Source organism: Streptomyces sp. NPDC048002 (assembly GCF_040653275.1).
GTDB lineage: Bacteria > Actinomycetota > Actinomycetes > Streptomycetales > Streptomycetaceae > Streptomyces.
In genome coordinates this window covers 13,227-32,203 of record NZ_JBEZNL010000021.1, presented here as the reverse complement: position 1 = coordinate 32,203, position 18,977 = coordinate 13,227, and the positions used below count along the sequence as shown (strand labels likewise).

Here is an 18,977-nt window from a genome sequence, read left to right as displayed (position 1 = left end):
CCTTCCACGGTGCCTCAGGCGGCGACGCCGCGCGAGCCGTCGGTCACCGCGCCACGCTCAGTGACAGCGCGAAGCGGCCCTCCTCGTCCGTCCACCAGTGGGCCAGCTCCAGCCCCGCCGCGGACAGTTCGGCGCGCACGCCCTCCTTGCGGAACTTCGCCGAGATCTCGGTGTGCAGCTCCTCCCCGGCCGCGAAGTCGACCGCGAGGTCCAGGGCGGGCACCTTCACGGTCTGGTCCGTGCGGGACCGCAGCCGCATCTCGATCCACTCGTTCTCGGCGTCCCAGAGCGCCACGTGCTCGAACGCCTCCGGATCGAAGTCGGCGCCGAGTTCACGGTCGACGACGGCCAGCACGTTCTTGTTGAACGCCGCTGTCACCCCGGCCGCGTCGTCGTACGCTCTGACCAGGACGTCCTCGTCCTTGACCAGGTCGGTGCCGAGGAGCAGGGCGTCGCCCGGCGCCAGCAGGGACCGGACCCGGGTGAGGAAGGCGGCGCGTTCGGCGGGCAGCAGGTTGCCGATCGTGCCGCCGAGGAACGCCACCAGCCTCGGCCCCGGGGTGTCGGGCAGGGTGAGCCCGCCGGTGAAGTCGGCGATCAGCGCGTGCACGGAGAGACCGGGCCGCTCCTCGACGAGGGTCTGTCCGGCCTGGGTGAGGGCGCTCTCGCTGACGTCGACGGGGACGTAGGTGTGCAGTGCGCCCAGCGCGTCGATCAGGTACCGGGTCTTCTCCGAGGAGCCCGAGCCCAGTTCGACCAGGGTGCGGGCGCCGGTGGCGGCGGCGATCTCGCCCGCGCGGGCCACGAGGATCTCGCGTTCGGCGCGGGTCGGGTAGTACTCGGGCAACTCCGTGATCTGCTCGAACAGTTCACTGCCGTGGGCGTCGTAGAACCACTTCGGCGGGAGCGTCTTGGGGGTGCGGGTCAGGCCGCCGAGGACGTCCGCGCGCAGGGCGGCCCCGGTGGCGTCCTCGGGCAGTTGGCGGGTGAGAAGGAACGGGCTCACGTGCGGGGCTCCTTCGGTGGTGCGGTCGGTGCCGGTGTCTCGCCCGGCTCCTTGAGGGGAGTGAGAGTGACGTCGCGGCCGTTCGCGACGAGGAGTGTGCGGTCCGGTACCTCGTGCCACAGCGGATCGTCGTCGTACGGCTCGGAGGCGACGACCGTGCCCGCGCCGGGGGCCGTGCGGTACCACAGCGTGTCGCCCCAGGCGGTGGCCGCGATGGCGGTGCCGCTGGTCAGCAGCAGGTTGAGGCGGGCGCCCGGCGCCGCTTCGGCGACCTCACGGACCGTGTCGCCCAGCGCCTCGCCGGGGTCGTCCCCGGCCCGCAGCCGGGCCAGCGCCAGCGCCCACACGAACGCGGAGTCGTTGCGGGCCTCCAGCGACAGCAGGTCCGCCGGGGGCAGCGTCCCGGTCAGCGGCGCCAGCGAGCCGGGCCACCCGGGCACGGCGCCGTTGTGGCTGAACAGCCAGGGCCCCGAGGCGAAGGGCGCCGCCGCGGCCTCGGCGTCCGCGCCGGACAGGGTCGCGTCCCGGACCGCCGCCAGCAGCGAGGTGGTCCGTACGACCCGGGCCAGGTCGGCGAAGGACTGGTCCGCCCAGATCGGCCCGGACCGCCGGTAGCGGGCCGGCACCGGATCGCCGGCGGCGTACCAGCCGACGCCGAACCCGTCGGCGTTGACCGTCCCGTGCCGTTGCCGCCGCGGCGCCCAGGACTGCCGGTACAGACCGTGCGGGGGCTCGACGACATGTCTGCCCAGGGGCTCCTCGGGCCCCAGGAAGGCCAGGTGACGGCACATCAGACGCGCTCCGAGCGTGCCGTGCGGAACCCGGAGAAGATCTGCCGGCGGATCGGGTAGTCCCAGTTGCGGAACGTGCCCCGGCAGGCCACCGCGTCCACGGCGAACGAGCCGCCGCGCAGCACCTTGTACTCCGGCCCGAAGAACACCTCCGAGTACTCCTTGTAGGGGAAGGCGACGAACCCCGGGTAGGGCAGGAAGTCGCTCGCCGTCCACTCCCACACGTCCCCGATCAACTGCCGTACACCGAGCGGCGACTCGCCCTCGGGATAGCTGCCGACGGGGGCCGGGCGCAGATGCCGTTGGCCGAGGTTGGCGTGCTCGGGCGCAGGGTCCTCGTCCCCCCACGGGTAGCGGGTGGAGCGGTCGCCGGCCGGGTCGTGCCGGGCGGCCTTCTCCCACTCGGCCTCGGTGGGCAGCCGGCGCCCCGCCCAGCGTGCGTAGGCGTCCGCCTCGTACCAGGACACGTGCACCACCGGCTCGTCGGCCGGTACCACCTCGGTGACGCCGAAGCGGCGCCTGAGCCACTGCTTGCCGTCCCGCCGCCAGAACAGCGGCGCGTGGACGGAGTGCTGCCGGATGTGCGTCCAGCCGGCCGGGTCCCACCAGCGCTCGTCGTCGTAGCCGCCGTCCTCGATGAACGCCTGGTAGGCGCCGTTGGACACCGGTGCGGTGTCGATGTGGAAGGCGGCCACCTCGCGGCGGTGCGCGGGGCGTTCGTTGTCCAGCGCCCACGGTTCGGTCGAGGTTCCCATGGTGAACGGGCCGCCGGGGACGAGGACTTCGGCGGGGCCGGTGAACAGCGGGGCGGGCGCGGGGTCCGGGGCGGTCAGCGCCTGTGGCCCCGTACGGAGCTGATGGGTGATCAGCATCGTCTCGTCGTGCTGCTGTTCGTGCTGGGCGATCATGCCGAAGGCGAAGCCCGCCTCGGTGAGCCGGGTCCCGCCGAACGCGTGGCTCTCCAGCAGGTCCAGCACCCGGCCGCGCACCTCGGCGGCGTACTGGCGGGCCTCGGCGGGCGGCAGCAGCGGCAGGGTGGGGCGGGCGGAGCGCGGGTGCTCGAAGGCGTCGTAGAGGCCGTCGATCTCGGGGCGCATGGCCTCGCGGCCCGCGACGGCCCGCAGCAGCCACTGCTCCTCCTGGTTGCCGATGTGCGCCAGGTCCCACACCAGCGGCGACATCAGGGGGGAGTGCTGTGCGGTCAGGTCCGGGTCCTCGACGCAGCTGGTGAGGAGGGTGGTGCGGTCCCGGGCGGTGACGAGGGTGGTGAGCGCCCGTTTCCTGAGCGTCTCGGTGTCGACGTCGACACCGAGGACGCCGGCGTCGACACCGAGGGCGGTGCCGGCGTCGATGTCCATGTCGGTGGCGGGGTCGGTCATGTGCGGATGTCCTTCCCGTTCAGGCGGTCGAGCAGATCGTCGGCCGGACAGCGGCCCCGGCTGATGTAGCGGTCCCGGTACGCGGCCACGGCGGCCGTGACCTCGGGGGCCGCGCCCATGCGGGGCAGCGCCTCCAGCGCGGCGGCGAAGCAGACGACGGCCGCCTCGTGCAGTTCGGGGTCGTTCAGGCCGTGCCGGGCCGCGTCGGTCCACAGCGGGTTGTGCGGCGCGGGCAGCGGCTCGGCGCGCTCGGCGAGCGGCTTCACCGCCCGGTAGGCCGTCTCGGCGGCCTCGGGGTCGTCGAAGAGCGCGGCCGTCACGGCGAGCGGGACGATCCAGCCGTCGTCGCCCGGCTGTGCGTCGATCATGCGCAGTTCGAGATGGCCGCGCGGTCTGACCGGCGGGAACAGTGTCGTCAGGTGGTAGCCGAGATCCTCCTCGGTGGGCGGTCTCGGCGCCGCCGACCGGGTCCACTCCCGGAAGGTGAGCCCCTCCGGGACGTCCCACGGGCCGCTCTCCTGCCGCACGCACATCACCGGGGCGTCCAGCACGTGCCGGGCCCACGCGGCCCGCGGATCGCCGTCCAGCGGGGGACCGCCCGCCCGGCCGGCGCCGATCTCCATCCACAGCAGCTGCCTGGTCGAGCGCCACCCGGTGGGCTCGTTCCCGGCCAGCGGGGAGTTGGCGAAGGCCGCCACCAGGACCGCGCCCAGGTGGTGGGCGAGCCACCAGCGCCGCACATGGCCGAGGGGCCCGGGTTCCTCGTGGCCGGCGTCGAGGCAGACCTGGACGGAGGCGGAGGTGCACATCATGGCGCGGCCCGCCGGACCTCTGCGGTCCAGGCAGGTCTCCATGGCGTCGTAGCGCGGTTCGCGCAGGTAGCGACGGGGTTCGTGCCAGGGATCATGGCCGATGCCGACGAGGCCGAGGCCGTGCTCGCGCAAGGTGGCGCGGACGGCGTCGAGGTCGGCGGAGACGGTGTCGACGCACTCCGTCAGGGAGGCGGCGGGCGGCGAGCTGAGCTCCAGCTGGCCGCCTGGTTCGACGGTGAGGGCCGATCCCAGGGGTACGGTCCGCAGGGCGGCGTAGGCCGCCGCGAGTCGTTCGGACGTGACGGGGAGCTGCGGGCTGCGCAGCTCGTGGACGAGCCATTCCACCTCGACACCGAGGGTGCGGGGCGGTCCGGTCTTGAAGCAGATTCCGCGGACGAGGGCCTCGACCTCGGCCTCGGAGACCGAGGTGCGGGGCCTGGTACAGCCGCTCGGCGGGGAGCCGCCGGTTGAATCGGGCATATCGGGATCCTCCTGATATTCCACCATGCCACCGACCCGGCATTTCGGGTGGGCCGGGACGGCACACTCGTCCCACCCAAGACGGTGAAGTGAGTCCGCACAAGGGCGCCTGCCCCGATGTCCGGGATCGGTCACATCCCGTTCCCGCACGTTTTCGAGGACATTCGCGTACCCGGAAACTCGCTTGCACCACCTGTAGAGCATCGCCCACGATGCGTGCATGAGCACGACGGGGGAGTGCGCCCGGCGCGCGCTCAAGGCGCTCACGGGGGTGGCGCCTTGAGCGCGCGCCTGCGGAGCGTCGCACAGCAGACGGAGCGGATCGTCGAGGCGGGCGGCTACACCGCGCCCGGCGGCCGCGAGGTGTCCATCGCGGACGAGGTACGGGCCGCGCGGCGCGGAACCCGCCTGTACGGGCCCGATCCCGTACCGGTGCCCACGGCGCCGCCACGCGAGACGACCGTCGAGGTCACCGGGGAGAGCAGCCTGGAGGCCGCGAGCCGGCTCGGCCCCGGCACGGCCGTGCTGAACTTCTCCTCGGCCCGCAACCCGGGCGGCGGCTACCTCAACGGCGCCCAGGCCCAGGAGGAGGCCCTGTGCCGCGCCTCGGCGCTGTACACCTGCCTGGTCGAGGTCCGGGAGTTCTACGACCACCACCGCACCCACCGGGACGCCTTCTACACGGACCGGGTCATCCACTCACCGGCCGTGCCCGTCTTCCGCGACGACCGCGGGCGTCTGCTGGACGAGCCGTACCTGGCCGGCTTCCTCACCTCCCCGGCGCCCAACGCGGGCGTCGTCCGCCGTACGGCGCCGGAGCGCGCCGCGGAACTCCCGCGGGCCCTCGCGTCCCGTGCCGAGCGGGTGCTGGAGGCGGCGGCCGCGGAGGGGTACCCCAAGCTGGTGCTCGGCGCCTGGGGCTGTGGGGTCTTCCAGAACGACCCGGGGGACGTCGCGGAGGCCTTCCGGGCCCTGCTCGGACCCGGCGGGCGGTTCGAGGGGCGCTTCGCGCACGTGGTCTTCGGCATCCTGGACCGCACACCCCGGGCCGCGATCCGCACCGCCTTCGAACGAGCGTTCGCGGCGCGGTAGCCCGGGGTGCGGGGGCGGCTCACTGCCAGCCGTAGCGCTCCCGCAGCCGGTTGCGGACCAGGTTGAACCGCATCCGGTCCAGCGCGCACGCCTCGCGCCGCATGCCCCGCTCGTGCAGCCGCAGCACCCGGTCCACGTCCACCCAGGAGTCCCGCCCGGAGCGGTCCCACGGTCCGCTCCCGATCGGCACCCAGTCGCGGTCGGCGTCGTGCCGCTTGCTGGACAACTGCACCGCGAGGAAGGTGCCGGCCGCCTCCCGGGCCACGACCAGCACCGGACGGTCCTTGCCCCGGCCGTCGTTCTCCTCGTACGGCACCCAGGTCCACACGATCTCGCCGGGGTCGGGGTCGCCGTCGTGCGCGGGCGAGTACTCGGTGCGCACCCGGCCCACGCCGCGGGCGTCGGCCTCCACGGTGGCGAACCGGCCCTGGCGGCCGGGGACGTTCTCTTCGGTCTGTTCGGTGGACGCAGTCACGGACCACACCGTAGAGCGTGCCCGGCGGTGAACCGACGCCGGGGACCGGGTCGTTGGCACAGCCGTGTCCGACCTACACGGCCGGAGCGTCCGAGGCGACCAGCCCCGGCGGCCACGCCTCGTGCCAGCGCAACTCCGCCTCCAGCTGGGCCGCGAGCGAGATCAGCAGCGGCTCGCTGTGGGCCGGACCGAGGAGTTGGGCGCCGACCGGCAGCCCGTCCGCGACGAAACCGGCGGGGACGTTGACGCCGGGCCAGCCCAGCACGTTCCACGGCCAGGCGAAAGGGCAGGCCGCGATCATGGCGCGGTCGGTGGCGAATCCGCCGAGCCCCAGCATCGCGCCGATCCGCGGCGGGGGAGCGGCCGTCGTCGGCGCGAGCACCACGTCGTACGACGCGAAGAACCCGCCGATCCGCCGGTGCAGGACCGCCTCGGCGCGCCGGGCCGCCCTGAGCGGTGCCCCGCCCAGCAGCTTGCCCAGCCGGGCGGCGCCGTGGGTGCGCCGGTCCAGGAGCGCGGGGAAGGGGGCGTCGCCCACCCACTCCGCGATGCCCGCGGTCGCCCGGGGTACGAAGGTCAGCCCGATCTGTCCGTACGGCGGGTCGGCCTCCTCCACGGTGTGGCCCAACGCGGCGAGTCTCTCGGCGAGTTCGACGACCTTCGCGCGCACCTCGGGCCGCAGCCGGGCCGGGGTGGCGGTGAAGGGCGGCTTCAGGGAGAGGGCGACGCGCAGTCGGCCGGGCTCGCGGACCGCGGCGGCCGAGGCGTCCACGGGGGCGGGGCGGTGCGGGTCGAGGGCGTGGTTGCCGCTCGCCGCGTCCAGCAGCAGGGCCGCGTCGGCGACCGTGCGGGCCAGTGTGCCGTTGACCGTGATGCCCTGGAAGGACTCGCCGCGCGGCCAGGTGGAGATCCGGCCCCGCTGCGGTTTGACACCGATCAGGTGGGTCCACGACGCCGGGATCCGCACCGACCCGGCGCCGTCCGAACCGAGCGCGGCGGGCACCAGTCCGGCGGCCACGGCCGCCGCGGAACCCCCGGAGGAACCGCCCGGGGTGTGCCCGGGGTTCCAGGGGTTGCGGGTGTCGCCGAAGGCCGGTCCCTCGGTGAACGGCCACTGGCCCAGCTCGCAGGTGTTGGTCTTGCCGACGATCACGGCCCCGGCCGCGCGCAGCCGCCGTACCGCCTCGCCGTCCTCGGTGACCGCGGGGTACTCACCCCGGCAGCCGAAGGCGGTCGGCTCGCCGGCCACGTCCATGTCGTCCTTGACCGCCACCGGCACGCCGAGCAGCGGGAGCCGCGCCCCGTGGGCGAGTTCCCGGTCCGCCGCGTCCGCCTCGGCGAGGGCGGCCTCGGTCCGCACGACCCGGAAGGCGTTGAGGGAGCCCTGCGTCGCCTCGATGCGTGCCAGGGCCTGCTCGACCAGCGTCCGGGACGTCACCTCGCCGGCGGCCAGCGCGCGGGCGGACTCCGTGAGCCCTGCGGAACGGTCGGACGTCATGCGGGACACCTCCGGGGACGGCGTTGTCTACTGAACAGTAACCTGTGTGCCGCCGGGACGGAACGGCTCCGCGACGCGCCGGACTCGGGTGTGCGATGCATGTTTCCCGGGGGTGTCGCGGCCCTGCGCGAACCATTGACGCACTCCCGGCCCACCCCTACCTTCTGACCGATTTACCGAACTCGGTTCGAGATATCGGATCGCATCAGTCCTGTCGTGTGTCAGAGGGAGAGCCGCCCATGACCCCGCACCCCGCCCGCCGTGCCGTACTGCGCACGCTGGCCGCCCTGCCCGCCTCCGCGTTCCTGCTGTCGAAGACCCCCGGACTCCTCGGCCGTGCCCACGCCGCCGCGCCGCCGAGCGGATCCGCCACCCGCTACACGATCGTCCCGTTCCCCCACAGCGACGACGGCACCGTCAACGTCTACCAGTCCGACGACGCCACCGACTTCCGCCTGCTGCGCTCCTCCGCCTACACCCCGCCCGCCGGCCGCATCCGCGACGCGAGCGTCATCAGGCACACCGACGGCTACTACTACGTCACCTACACCACCCGCACCTGGCAGGACACCAGCACCACCATCGGCTTCGCCCGCAGCGCGGACCGCGTCAACTGGACCTTCCTGTACGACCATCCGGTGCCGATCGCCAACCTCTCGCGCGCCTGGGCGCCCGAGTTCTTCGTCGACACCGACGGCAGCGTGAACGTCGTCGTGTCCTGCTCCACCACCGACAACGAGTGGATCTTCACGCCCTACCTGCTGCGGGCGACGAACTCGGCCCTGACGGCGTGGACCGCGCCCGTGGTCCTCTCCGGCATCGGCGCGAACCACATCGACACCTTCCTGGTCAGGATCGGCTCGACCTACCACGCCTTCACCAAGAACGAGACGACCAAGTACATCGAGTACGGCACCGCCCCCTCCCTCACCGGCCCCTACACCCTCACCCGCACCGGCAACTGGGCCGGCTGGGGCAGCTACCGCGAGGGCCCGGCGCTGATCCAGCTCGACAACGGCGCCTGGCGGATGTTCTTCGACGGCTACGGCGACGGCACCTACTACTACAGCGACAGCCACGACACCTTCGCCACCTGGTCGGCGCCGGCCGCGCTGCCCGCGATCTCCGGCACGGCACGCCACTTCACGGTGGTCAAGGAGACGGTGACGGGCGGTCCGTCGGTGCCCCGCGACGTCACCCGCTCCCTCCGGTCCGTCAACTACCCCACCCGCTACTGGCAGCAGCAGTCCGCCCTGCTCAACCTCCCCGTGGTGAGCGCCTCCAGTACCGCGGCCGAGAAGCAGGCGGCCACCTTCACCGTCACCGCCGGTCTCGCCGACGCGGGCGCCTGCTCCTTCCGCGACTTCTCGGGCAACTACCTGCGCCACTACGACTTCCGCGCCCGCTTCGCCGCGAACGACGGCACCACCACCTTCGCCCGGGACGCCACCTTCATCGCCCGCACCGGCACGGCCACGGGCTCGCTCCGCTTCGAGTCGTACAACTACCCGGGCCACTACCTGCGGCACTACGGCTACCAACTGCGGGTGGAACGCTCCGACGGCACCGACCTGTTCCGGCAGGACAGCTCCTTCACCCCGGTCACGGCCTGGGCCTGAGCCCGCCGCCCCCGGCGGGAACCACGAGGACACGTCCGGCACTCTGTCTGTGCGGGGACAACCCGCGCAGCCACAGGAGATCAGGGGGACCGTGGTGAACCAGGTGCTCTACGCCGAGCAGTCGAGGAACCCGCTGGCGCGTACCGTCGAACTGACCGAGGAGGGCCTGCGCAGGGGCTTTCGCACCACGCCCCTCGGCGAGCTGAACCTCGCTGCCATGGCCGACGCCTACCTGCGCGGACAGTGGCTCGGCGGCGGTGGCTCGGAACGCCCGCTCCAGGCACTGGCGGACGGACCGGGCGCCGTCCCGGTGACCCGCGCCACCGGCACCACCAAGCCGTACAAGGTCCGCGACGCCGCCGGGTTCGCCCGCACCCTCGGTGAACTCGCGGTACGCCACTGCGGCGGCCCCGAGCGGGTCGCCGCCCTCGCCCAGCAGGCCCGGACCGAGGGCGTGCCGCTGTGGCTGGCCCGCCGGTACGCACCCGGGCCGACCGGGGCCGTCGCCGTCGCCGTGGACCGCAGCCTGGTGCGGGTGGACGTCTGGGCACCCGGCGCACCCGTCGTGCGGATCCGCGCCCCGTACGGCTTCCTCGGCGAGGGCGCCGATTCCTCCCAGGGGCTGCGCCTGACCGTCGGCGAGGCCCCCGCCCAGCTGACCTTCACCAAGAAGCTCCGCAAGTCCAGGAGCCGCGTGGAGGTGCGCTGCGCGGGACACTGCTGGGAGCTGCGGCGGGAGAGCGCGCGCAGCTCCTGGCTGCTGCGCGACGAACGCCGGGTGGCCCTGCTCTCCCGCCACGCCGGCCGGCCCGAACTCCAGCCGGGCACGATCCTGCTGCCCCTCACCCCCGTGTACCACGAGAGCGGCGACCCCCTGGACGCCGTGATGGCGCACGCCTTCGCCGTGGCCTTCGGCTTCGGCGACACCACGGGTGCCGCCCGCTTCCGTCGTGAACGCCGCCGTCGTCTCGGCGGCGAGCCGGTCGCCCCCGACTACTGGTGGGACCGGCCCTGGTTCAGCAACCTCGGCCAGGGGCGGGACGACAACGAGTCCGGCGGCGGTGACGGCTGGGGCTCCGACGGCGGCGACGGAGGCGACGGCTCCGGCGGGGGCGACGGTGGCGGCGGTGACGGTGGCGGAGGCGGCGGCGGCGACTAGGGACGCGGAGCGCGGGTAGGCGTGCCGACCGGAGCCGGAAGCGGGCGCTCCCGGTCCGGGAGAGTGAAGCGTGGTGTGTTACGCGCCTCCGTGGCCAGGTTCACATGGCGTACGCGAGGTGCTGCCGACACCATGGGGGCTCTCACCGGCAGGCGAAGGGATCACGAATGTTCCGCAAGGTGCTGGTCGCCAACCGTGGCGAGATCGCGATTCGGGCGTTCCGCGCGGGCTACGAACTCGGCGCGCGCACCGTCGCCGTCTTCCCGCACGAGGACCGCAACTCGCTGCACCGCCTGAAGGCCGACGAGGCCTACGAGATCGGCGAACCCGGGCACCCGGTGCGCGCCTACCTCTCCGTCGACGAGATCGTGGCCGCGGCCGTCCGCGCTGGAGCCGACGCCGTCTACCCCGGCTACGGCTTCCTCTCCGAGAACCCCGAGCTGGCCAAGGCATGCGCCGAGGCCGGCATCACCTTCGTCGGCCCCGACGCCGCCATCCTCGAACTCACCGGCAACAAGGCCCGCGCCGTCGCCGCCGCCCGCGAGGCCGGCGTCCCCGTGCTCGGCTCCTCCGCCCCCTCCAACGACGTCGACGAACTCGTCCGCGCCGCCGACGACATCGGCTTCCCCGTCTTCGTCAAGGCCGTCGCGGGCGGCGGCGGACGAGGCATGCGCCGCGTCGAGGACCCCGCCCAGCTCCGCGAGTCCATCGAGGCCGCGTCCCGGGAGGCGGCGTCCGCTTTCGGCGACCCCACCGTCTTCCTGGAGAAGGCCGTCGTCGAGCCCCGCCACATCGAGGTGCAGATCCTCGCCGACGGACAGGGCGACGTCATCCACCTCTACGAGCGGGACTGCTCGGTGCAGCGCCGCCACCAGAAGGTCATCGAACTCGCCCCGGCCCCGAACCTCGACCCCGCCCTGCGCGACCGGATCTGCGCCGACGCCGTCCGCTTCGCCCGGCAGATCGGCTACCGCAACGCGGGCACCGTGGAGTTCCTCCTCGACCGCGAGGGCAACCACGTCTTCATCGAGATGAACCCGCGCATCCAGGTCGAGCACACGGTGACCGAGGAGGTCACCGACGTCGACCTGGTCCAGGCCCAGCTGCGGATCGCCGCCGGGGAGAGCCTCGCCGACCTCGGGCTCGCCCAGGAGACCATCACCCTGCGCGGCGCCGCCCTCCAGTGCCGCATCACCACCGAGGACCCCGCCAACGGCTTCCGCCCCGACACCGGCCGGATCAGCGCCTACCGCTCGCCGGGCGGCTCCGGCATCCGGCTGGACGGCGGCACCACCCACGCCGGCACCGAGATCAGCGCCCACTTCGACTCGATGCTGGTCAAACTGAGCTGCCGGGGACGCGACTTCACCGCCGCGGTGGGCCGGGCCCGGCGCGCCGTCGCCGAGTTCCGCATCCGCGGCGTCGCCACCAACATTCCCTTCCTCCAGGCGGTGCTGGACGACCCCGACTTCCAGGCCGGCCGGGTCACCACCTCCTTCATCGAGCAGCGCCCGCACCTGCTCACCGCCCGCCACTCCGCGGACCGCGGCACCAAGCTGCTCACCTACCTCGCCGACGTCACCGTCAACCGGCCGCACGGCGAACGCCCCGACCTCGCCGACCCGATGGCCAAGCTCCCCCCGCTGCCCGAGGGACGGCCCCCGGCGGGCTCCCGGCAGCGGCTCGTCGAACTCGGCCCCGAGGGCTTCGCCCGCGCCCTGCGCGAGGCCCCCACCCTCGGCGTCACCGACACCACCTTCCGCGACGCCCACCAGTCACTGCTCGCCACCCGGGTCCGCACCAAGGACATGCTCGCCGTCGCCCCGGTCGTCGCCCGCACCCTGCCCGAACTGCTCTCCCTGGAGTGCTGGGGCGGCGCCACCTACGACGTGGCCCTGCGCTTCCTCGCCGAGGACCCCTGGGAGCGGCTCGCCGCGCTGCGCGAGGCCGTACCCAACATCTGCCTCCAGATGCTGCTGCGCGGCCGCAACACCGTCGGCTACACCCCGTACCCCACCGAGGTCACCGACGCCTTCGTGCAGGAGGCCGCGGCCACCGGTATCGACATCTTCCGCATCTTCGACGCCCTCAACGACGTCGACCAGATGCGCCCCGCCATCGACGCCGTGCGCGAGACCGGCACCGCGGTCGCCGAGGTGGCTCTGTGCTACACCGCCGACCTGTCCGACCCGAACGAGCGGCTCTACACCCTCGACTACTACCTGCGGCTCGCGCAGAAGATCGTCGACGCGGGCGCCCACGTCCTCGCCGTCAAGGACATGGCCGGACTGCTGCGCGCCCCGGCCGCCGCCACCCTCGTCTCGGCGCTGCGCCGCGAGTTCGACCTGCCGGTGCACCTGCACACCCACGACACCGCGGGCGGCCAGCTCGCCACCTACCTCGCCGCCGTGCAGGCGGGCGCGGACGCCGTGGACGGCGCGGTGGCTTCCATGGCGGGCAGCACCTCGCAGCCCTCGCTCTCCGCGATCGTCGCCGCGACCGACCACTCCGCCCGCCCGACCGGCCTCGACATCCACGCCGTCGGCGACCTGGAGCCGTACTGGGAGAGCGTCCGCAAGGTCTACGCCCCCTTCGAGGCGGGTCTGCCCGCGCCGACCGGCCGCGTCTACCACCACGAGATCCCCGGCGGGCAGCTGTCCAACCTGCGCACCCAGGCCGTCGCGCTCGGCCTCGGCGACCGCTTCGAGGACATCGAGGCGATGTACGCCGCCGCCGACCGGATGCTGGGCCGGCTGGTGAAGGTCACCCCGTCCTCGAAGGTCGTCGGCGACCTGGCGCTGCACCTGGTGGGCGCGGGCGTCTCCCCGGCCGACTTCGAGGCCGAGCCCGACCGGTTCGACATCCCCGACTCCGTCATCGGCTTCCTCCGCGGCGAGTTGGGCACCCCGCCCGGCGGCTGGCCCGAGCCCTTCCGCAGCAAGGCGCTGCGCGGCCGGGGCGAGGCCAAGCCGCCCACCGCGCTGACCGACGCCGACCGCGCGGGACTGGTCAAGGAGCGGCGCGCCACCCTCAACCGGCTGCTGTTCCCCGCCCCGACCCGCGAGTTCGAGGCGCACCGCCAGAGCTACGGCGACACCAGCGTCCTCGACAGCAAGGACTTCTTCTACGGCCTGCGCCAGGCCAAGGAGTACGCCATCGACCTCGAACCCGGGGTGCGGCTGCTGATCGAGCTCCAGGCGGTCGGCGAGGCCGACGAGCGCGGGATGCGTACCGTGATGTCCTCCCTGAACGGCCAGTTGCGGCCCATCCAGGTCCGCGACCGCTCGGTGGCCTCGGACGTCCCGGTCACCGAGAAGGCCGACCGCGCCAACCCCGGCCATGTCGCGGCGCCGTTCGCGGGCGTGGTCACCCTCGCCGTCGCCGAGGGCGACCAGGTGAGCGCGGGGGCGACCGTGGCGACCATCGAGGCGATGAAGATGGAGGCGTCGATCACCGCCGCCAAGGACGGCACGGTCTCCCGGCTCGCCGTGAACCGCGTCCAGCAGGTCGAGGGCGGCGACCTCCTGGTGGAGATCGGCTGAGGACGGTCGAGGTCGCCTGAGGCCGGTGGAGGTCGCCTGAGCGTCACTGCTCCCGACGGCAGTACAGGAAGAGGTGGGGCTCCGGCCCCGCGCCGGGATGGTCCGGGGTGAAGACGGTGCTGTCACTGGACAGCACCGTCAGCCCCGCCGCCTCGGCCAGGGCGGTGAACTCCGCCTCGGCGAAGCTGGTCGCCAGGACCGGCTGCCCCATGAAGACGATCTCCAGGCCCTCCACGTCCGCGGGCACCGTGGCCAGCACCAGATGCCCACCGGGCCGGAGCGCCCGGACCAGCCGCCGCACCAGCGCCGACTGCTCCTCACGGCTCATCTGGAGCAGGGAGAAGAACACACAGATCCCGTCGAACGACGCTTCCTCCAAGGACAGTTCACGGACGTCCGCCTGCCGGAACTCGGCCCCGGGAACCTGCCGGGCGGCCAGCTCCACCATCACCGGCGAGACGTCCACCCCCAGCACCGAGTGCCCCGCCGAGACGAGCGCCGCCGCGGTGGGCCGTCCGGTGCCGCTGCCCACGTCCAGCGTCCGGGCCCCGGCCGGCAGCCGCTCCAGCAGCCACTCCAGCGCCGCCAGATGGTCCGGGGCGTGCGCGAAGGCCTTCTCGTACTCCGCGCCCAGCGCGTCGAACAGCACCGCGGCGGGCGGGCGTTGGTCCTCGTACGGCACAGCGGTGTCCCTTCGCTCGTGGGGCCCGCATCGTCGCACCCGGGGGACGTGGGCCACAACGGCGGCCCGGTGCGCGTCCCCACGGTCCCGGCAGGGGAGAATGGGGCCGTAACCGACGGTCCAACCTTGCTGAGGAGCAGGCAGATGCAGGACGAGCGAGCGGGGCAGGTCGCCGGGCCCGAGGACCTCATCGACGTGGCACGCCTGGTCACGGCGTACTACGCGCTGCGCCCCGACCCGGCCGACCCCGGGCAGCGGGTCGCGTTCGGCACCTCCGGGCACCGCGGCTCGTCCCTCGCGGCGGCGTTCAACGACGACCACATCGCCGCCACCAGCCAGGCCATCTGCGAGTACCGCGCCGCCCAGGGCACCGACGGCCCCCTCTTCCTCGGCGCCGACACCCACGCCCTGTCCGAGCCGGCCCGGGTCACCGCGCTGGAGGTGTTCGCCGCCAACGACGTCACCGTCCTCATCGACGCGGCGGACGGCTACACCCCCACCCCGGCCGTCTCGCACGCCATCCTCACCCACAACCGAGGCCGGACCTCCGGACTCGCCGACGGCGTGGTCGTCACCCCCTCGCACAACCCGCCCGCCGACGGCGGATTCAAGTACAACCCGCCGCACGGCGGCCCGGCCGGCTCCGAGGCGACCTCCTGGATCCAGGACCGCGCCAACGAGATCATCACCGGCGGCCTGAAGGACGTACGGCGCATCCCCCACGCCCGCGCCCTCGCCGCGCCCGGCACCGGCCGCCACGACTTCCTCGGCGCCTACGTCGCCGACCTGCCGAACGTGCTGGACCTGGACGCGATCCGCGCGGCCGGGGTGCGCATCGGCGCCGATCCGCTGGGCGGCGCCTCGGTGGCCTACTGGGGCCGGATCGCCGAGGAGCACCGCCTCGACCTCACCGTGGTCAACCCGCTGACCGATCCCACCTGGCGCTTCATGACGCTGGACTGGGACGGCAAGATCCGCATGGACTGCTCCTCGCCGTACGCGATGGCCTCGCTCATCGAGCGGCGCGACCGGTTCGACATCGCCACCGGCAACGACGCCGACGCCGACCGGCACGGCATCGTCACCCCCGACGGCGGCCTGATGAACCCCAACCACTACCTGGCCGTGGCGATCTCCTACCTCTTCTCGCACCGCGAGCGGTGGCCGGCCGGCGCAGGCATCGGCAAGACCCTGGTCTCGTCCGGCATGATCGACCGGGTCGCGGCGGACGTCGGCCGGCCGCTGGTCGAAGTCCCCGTCGGCTTCAAGTGGTTCGTCGACGGCCTGTCGGACGGCTCGCTCGGCTTCGGCGGCGAGGAGTCGGCGGGCGCGTCGTTCCTGCGCCGCGACGGCTCGGTGTGGACCACCGACAAGGACGGCATCATCCTGGCGCTGCTCGCCTCCGAGATCACCGCGGTCACGGGGAAGACGCCGTCGCAGCACTACGCGCAGCTCACCGACCGCTTCGGCGCCCCCGCCTACGCGCGCGTCGACGCGCCGGCCTCCCGCGAGGAGAAGGCGCTGCTCGCGAAGCTCTCCCCGAGCCAGGTCACCGCCGACACCCTGGCCGGCGACCCGGTCACCACCGTCCTCACCGAGGCACCGGGCAACGGCGCCGCCCTCGGCGGCATCAAGGTCTCCACCGCCAACGCCTGGTTCGCGGCCCGCCCTTCGGGCACCGAGGACGTCTACAAGATCTACGGCGAGTCCTTCCTCGGCGCGGACCATCTGGCCCGGGTCCAGGAGGAGGCCAGGTCGGTGGTGCTGGCCGCACTGGACGCCTGAGACGAGCGGGGCGGGGGTGACGGTGCGCCGATGCCGGGGACGCGGAGGCGTGCGCGGCGCTCGGCGCGCCGCACCTGGAGCGCGGTCGGACCGCCGACGCCCGTGACGCCTACCGGGCGGCCGTGGACGCCGGTCTCCCGGACGCCTGGGAGGGCCTGCTGTCGGCACCGGCCGCACACAGGCCGCCGCGCGTCACCTCGGCGAGGACGCGCACCGGCCGCACCGGCGCCGCGCGTCACCTCGGCGCGGACGGCGGAGCGGCTCCGGCGGACCGGTCTGGACCCCTGAGAAGGCCGGCCGTCAGACCAGCGGCAGCTGCATCAGCGTCAGGTCGAACCAGCGGTCGAACTTGGTGCCGGCCTCCTTCATCGTGCCCACGAGCACGAAGCCCCGACGCTCGTGCAGCCGCACCGAGGTGGTGTTCCCCGACTCGATGGCCGCGATCATGCTGTGCATACCGGCCGCGCGCGCCCGGTCGACGAGCGCGGTGAGCAGAGTGCCGCCGATTCCGCGGCCGTGGAACTCCTCGCGGACGTAGACCGAGTCCTCCACCGTGTACCGGTAGCCCTCCAGCGCCCGCCACGGGGCGTAGGCCGCGTAGCCGGCGATCTCGCCGTCCACCTCCGCGACCAGTGCCGAGCCGCGGTCGAGGTGGTCGGCGAACCAGGCCCGGCCCTCGGCGGGGGAGTGCGGGACCCGCGTCCACAGCGCCGTCGAGTGCTCGACGGCGTGGTTGCGGATCGCGACGACCGCCTCGGAGTCCTCCGGCCTCGCGGCCCGGACCGTCACACCCTCGCGCTTCTCGTATATTGGAATCATGTCCAATATGATAGATCCTCTGGTCGAGCGGATCGCCACCCGGATCCGCGCGGAGCGGGAACTTCGCCGGTGGACGCTCGCGCAGCTCGCGGACGCCTCCGGCGTGTCCCGGGCGATGATCAACCGGATCGAGCGCGGCGAGAGCAACCCCACGGCCGTCGTGCTGGGCAAGCTGTCCGCGGCCTTCCGGCTCAGCGTGGCCTCGCTGCTCGCGCAGGCCGAGGAGGCGCCGGAGACGGCGGAACCCGCCGAGGCCGGAGTGCGGCGCCCGGCGGACGACCCCGAGTGGGTCGACCCCGAGACCGGGTACCGGCGCCGCCAGATCGCCGGTCCGCGCTTTCCCGCCGAGATCGCGGAGATCCGCCTCCCGGCCGGAGCCCGCGTGCCCTACCCCGCCGCCGCCTTCGCCTTCCTCCACCAGCTGGTCTGGGTCCTGGAAGGACGGCTCGCCTTCCACGACGGCGACACCGTCCACGACCTCGGCCCCGGTGACGTCATCGAACTCGGCGACCCCGCCCCGCGCGTCTTCGCCAACACCGGCGACACCGAGTGCCGCTACGCCGTGCTCCTGAGCCGGACGGCCCGGCCGTGACACCCCCACCGCGCCGCGGCACCACCGCCCTGCTCGCCGTCATGGCCGGTACGGCGATAGCCGACAACTACACGCTCCAGCCCGCCCTCACCGTCGTCGCCGCCGACCTGGACGTCCCGGTCTCCGCGATCGGCCTCGTCCCCTCCGCCGCGCTCGCCGGCTCGATGACCGGTTTCGCCCTGCTGCTGCCCCTCGCCGACCGCGTCGCCCCCCACCGCCTGGCCGCCGCGCACTTCACCGCCCTCGCCGCCGCCCTGGTCCTGGCCGCCACCGCCTCCGACGCGGCCGTCCTGGTCGCCGCCCATGTGCTCATCGGCGCCGCCGCCGCGGTGGCCGCCCAGGCCAACGTGATCGCGGGCCGGCTCGCCCCGCCGGGCCGCCGGGGTGCCGCCGTCGCACTCGTGGCGACCGGCCTGTCCGCCGGGATCCTGCTCGGCCGGCTGGTCGGCGGCGCCCTCACCGATCTGCTCGGCTGGCGCGCGATGCTCCTGGTCTGCGCCGCCCTCGCCCTGCTCTGCGGTGCCGCGGCGGCCCTGCTCCTGCCCGCCGAACGCCCTCGCGCGGGCACCCCCTACCGTGCCGCCCTGGCCGCGCTGCCCCGGCTTCCGCTGCGCGAGGCCCGGTTGCGGCGCGCCGTCGCCACCGGGGGCCTGTGGTACTTCGCCTTCACCCTGCTCTGGGTCGGCCTGGCGCTCGCCCTCGCCCGGCCCCCGCACTCCCTGGACCCCAGCGCCATCGGCCTCCTGGGCCTGGCCGGACTGCTCGGCTTCGCCGTCCTGCCCTTCACCGGCCGTATCGTCGACCGGCGCTCGCCCCACGCCGTCATGACCGCGGCCGTCGCCGTCGCGGCGGGCGGCGCCCTGCTGATCGCCCTCGCGCCCGGCGGCGTCGCCGGCATCGCCGTCGGCCTCGCCGTGTTCGACGCGGGCTGCTTCGTCGCCCAGGCCGCCAACCAGAGCGTGGTCATCGGCATCGACCCCGCCAACTCCGGCAGCCTCAGCGGCGCGTACCTGGTGCTGTACTTCGCGGTCGGCGCCCTCGGCACCGCCCTGGCCGGCCCGCTGACCGGCGCCGTCGGCCTGCGGGGCACCACCTGCGTCGCCCTGGCCGCCCTGGTCGCGGCGGCCGTCCTCGCACGCACCGGACGGACCGCGCCCCGGGTGCCGAGCCCCTCGTAAGAGTGAGGCAAATCGGCGAGAGACGGGGCAGAACGCTCGGACTCGGGAAGAATTGCGGACCTCAGTCG

At 73.8% G+C, this 18,977-nt stretch carries 15 protein-coding genes; 7 read left to right on the top strand and 8 right to left on the bottom strand.

Annotated features, from left to right (window positions below):
- Positions 1-43: 43 nt before the first annotated feature.
- From egtD to egtA, 4 genes are read right to left on the bottom strand one after another with little or no spacing between them, the layout of a single operon-like run.
- Complete coding sequence (gene egtD, locus AB0E07_RS24265) at positions 44-1,006, bottom strand: L-histidine N(alpha)-methyltransferase (RefSeq protein ID WP_362255832.1); 963 nt, start codon at positions 1,004-1,006, stop codon at positions 44-46.
- Complete coding sequence (egtC, locus tag AB0E07_RS24260) at positions 1,003-1,797, bottom strand: ergothioneine biosynthesis protein EgtC (protein ID WP_362255829.1); 795 nt, start codon at positions 1,795-1,797, stop codon at positions 1,003-1,005. Before egtC ends, egtD begins: the two co-directional genes overlap by 4 nt.
- A complete protein-coding gene (gene egtB, locus AB0E07_RS24255; RefSeq protein ID WP_362255826.1) occupies positions 1,797-3,176 on the bottom strand; it encodes an ergothioneine biosynthesis protein EgtB in 1,380 nt (459 codons plus the stop codon). Before egtB ends, egtC begins: the two co-directional genes overlap by 1 nt.
- On the bottom strand, positions 3,173-4,468 hold the full coding sequence (gene egtA / locus AB0E07_RS24250; protein WP_362255823.1) for an ergothioneine biosynthesis glutamate--cysteine ligase EgtA: 1,296 nt from the start codon (positions 4,466-4,468) through the stop codon (positions 3,173-3,175). Before egtA ends, egtB begins: the two co-directional genes overlap by 4 nt.
- A gap of 279 nt (positions 4,469-4,747) precedes the next feature.
- On the opposite strand from egtA, the gene AB0E07_RS24245 reads away from it, so the two are divergent.
- Positions 4,748-5,560, top strand: coding sequence for a TIGR02452 family protein (locus AB0E07_RS24245; protein ID WP_362255820.1), 813 nt, complete (start codon positions 4,748-4,750; stop codon positions 5,558-5,560).
- A 19-nt stretch (positions 5,561-5,579) separates the two neighbouring features.
- Here AB0E07_RS24245 and AB0E07_RS24240 read toward each other — a convergent pair whose 3' ends face one another.
- A complete protein-coding gene (locus AB0E07_RS24240) occupies positions 5,580-6,035 on the bottom strand; it encodes a type II toxin-antitoxin system PemK/MazF family toxin (RefSeq protein WP_362255818.1) in 456 nt (151 codons plus the stop codon).
- A gap of 73 nt (positions 6,036-6,108) precedes the next feature.
- Positions 6,109-7,533 (bottom strand): amidase, encoded by a 1,425-nt coding sequence (locus AB0E07_RS24235; protein WP_362255815.1) that lies wholly within the window; start codon positions 7,531-7,533, stop codon positions 6,109-6,111.
- Positions 7,534-7,772: 239 nt separating this feature from the next.
- On the opposite strand from AB0E07_RS24235, the gene AB0E07_RS24230 reads away from it, so the two are divergent.
- The 3 genes from AB0E07_RS24230 (at position 7,773) to AB0E07_RS24220 (ending at position 13,853) form a co-directional block, all read left to right on the top strand.
- On the top strand, positions 7,773-9,152 hold the full coding sequence (locus AB0E07_RS24230; RefSeq protein ID WP_362255813.1) for a glycoside hydrolase family 43 protein: 1,380 nt from the start codon (positions 7,773-7,775) through the stop codon (positions 9,150-9,152).
- 91 nt (positions 9,153-9,243) lie between these two features.
- Positions 9,244-10,311, top strand: coding sequence for a hypothetical protein (locus tag AB0E07_RS24225; RefSeq protein ID WP_362255812.1), 1,068 nt, complete (start codon positions 9,244-9,246; stop codon positions 10,309-10,311).
- Positions 10,312-10,478: 167 nt separating this feature from the next.
- On the top strand, positions 10,479-13,853 hold the full coding sequence (locus AB0E07_RS24220) for a pyruvate carboxylase (RefSeq protein ID WP_362255809.1): 3,375 nt from the start codon (positions 10,479-10,481) through the stop codon (positions 13,851-13,853).
- A 43-nt stretch (positions 13,854-13,896) separates the two neighbouring features.
- Here the strand turns inward: AB0E07_RS24220 and AB0E07_RS24215 are convergent, their stop codons facing one another.
- Positions 13,897-14,535, bottom strand: a complete 639-nt coding sequence (locus AB0E07_RS24215; RefSeq protein WP_362255806.1) for a class I SAM-dependent methyltransferase — start codon at positions 14,533-14,535, stop codon at positions 13,897-13,899.
- A 144-nt stretch (positions 14,536-14,679) separates the two neighbouring features.
- Between AB0E07_RS24215 and pgm the strand changes: the two genes are divergently transcribed.
- Complete coding sequence (pgm, locus tag AB0E07_RS24210; protein ID WP_362255803.1) at positions 14,680-16,320, top strand: phosphoglucomutase (alpha-D-glucose-1,6-bisphosphate-dependent); 1,641 nt, start codon at positions 14,680-14,682, stop codon at positions 16,318-16,320.
- A 300-nt stretch (positions 16,321-16,620) separates the two neighbouring features.
- Here the strand turns inward: pgm and AB0E07_RS24205 are convergent, their stop codons facing one another.
- Complete coding sequence (locus AB0E07_RS24205; RefSeq protein ID WP_362255800.1) at positions 16,621-17,139, bottom strand: N-acetyltransferase family protein; 519 nt, start codon at positions 17,137-17,139, stop codon at positions 16,621-16,623.
- Positions 17,140-17,146: 7 nt separating this feature from the next.
- Between AB0E07_RS24205 and AB0E07_RS24200 the strand changes: the two genes are divergently transcribed.
- A complete protein-coding gene (locus AB0E07_RS24200; protein WP_362256096.1) occupies positions 17,147-17,731 on the top strand; it encodes an XRE family transcriptional regulator in 585 nt (194 codons plus the stop codon).
- Positions 17,728-18,909, top strand: coding sequence for an MFS transporter (locus AB0E07_RS24195; protein WP_362255797.1), 1,182 nt, complete (start codon positions 17,728-17,730; stop codon positions 18,907-18,909). Before AB0E07_RS24200 ends, AB0E07_RS24195 begins: the two co-directional genes overlap by 4 nt.
- Positions 18,910-18,977 lie beyond the last annotated feature (68 nt).

Excerpts from the sequence above, each read along its gene's own strand:
- AB0E07_RS24220 (WP_362255809.1), top strand. The coding sequence starts at position 10,479 with ATGTTCCGCAAGGTGCTGGTCGCCAACCGTGGCGAGATCGCGATTCGG.
- egtB (WP_362255826.1), bottom strand. The coding sequence starts at position 3,176 with ATGACCGACCCCGCCACCGACATGGACATCGACGCCGGCACCGCCCTC.
- pgm (WP_362255803.1), top strand. The coding sequence starts at position 14,680 with ATGCAGGACGAGCGAGCGGGGCAGGTCGCCGGGCCCGAGGACCTCATC.
- egtA (WP_362255823.1), bottom strand. The coding sequence starts at position 4,468 with ATGCCCGATTCAACCGGCGGCTCCCCGCCGAGCGGCTGTACCAGGCCC.
- AB0E07_RS24235 (WP_362255815.1), bottom strand. The coding sequence starts at position 7,533 with ATGACGTCCGACCGTTCCGCAGGGCTCACGGAGTCCGCCCGCGCGCTG.
- AB0E07_RS24205 (WP_362255800.1), bottom strand. The coding sequence starts at position 17,139 with ATGATTCCAATATACGAGAAGCGCGAGGGTGTGACGGTCCGGGCCGCG.
- AB0E07_RS24230 (WP_362255813.1), top strand. The coding sequence starts at position 7,773 with ATGACCCCGCACCCCGCCCGCCGTGCCGTACTGCGCACGCTGGCCGCC.
- egtC (WP_362255829.1), bottom strand. The coding sequence starts at position 1,797 with ATGTGCCGTCACCTGGCCTTCCTGGGGCCCGAGGAGCCCCTGGGCAGA.
- AB0E07_RS24200 (WP_362256096.1), top strand. The coding sequence starts at position 17,147 with ATGATAGATCCTCTGGTCGAGCGGATCGCCACCCGGATCCGCGCGGAG.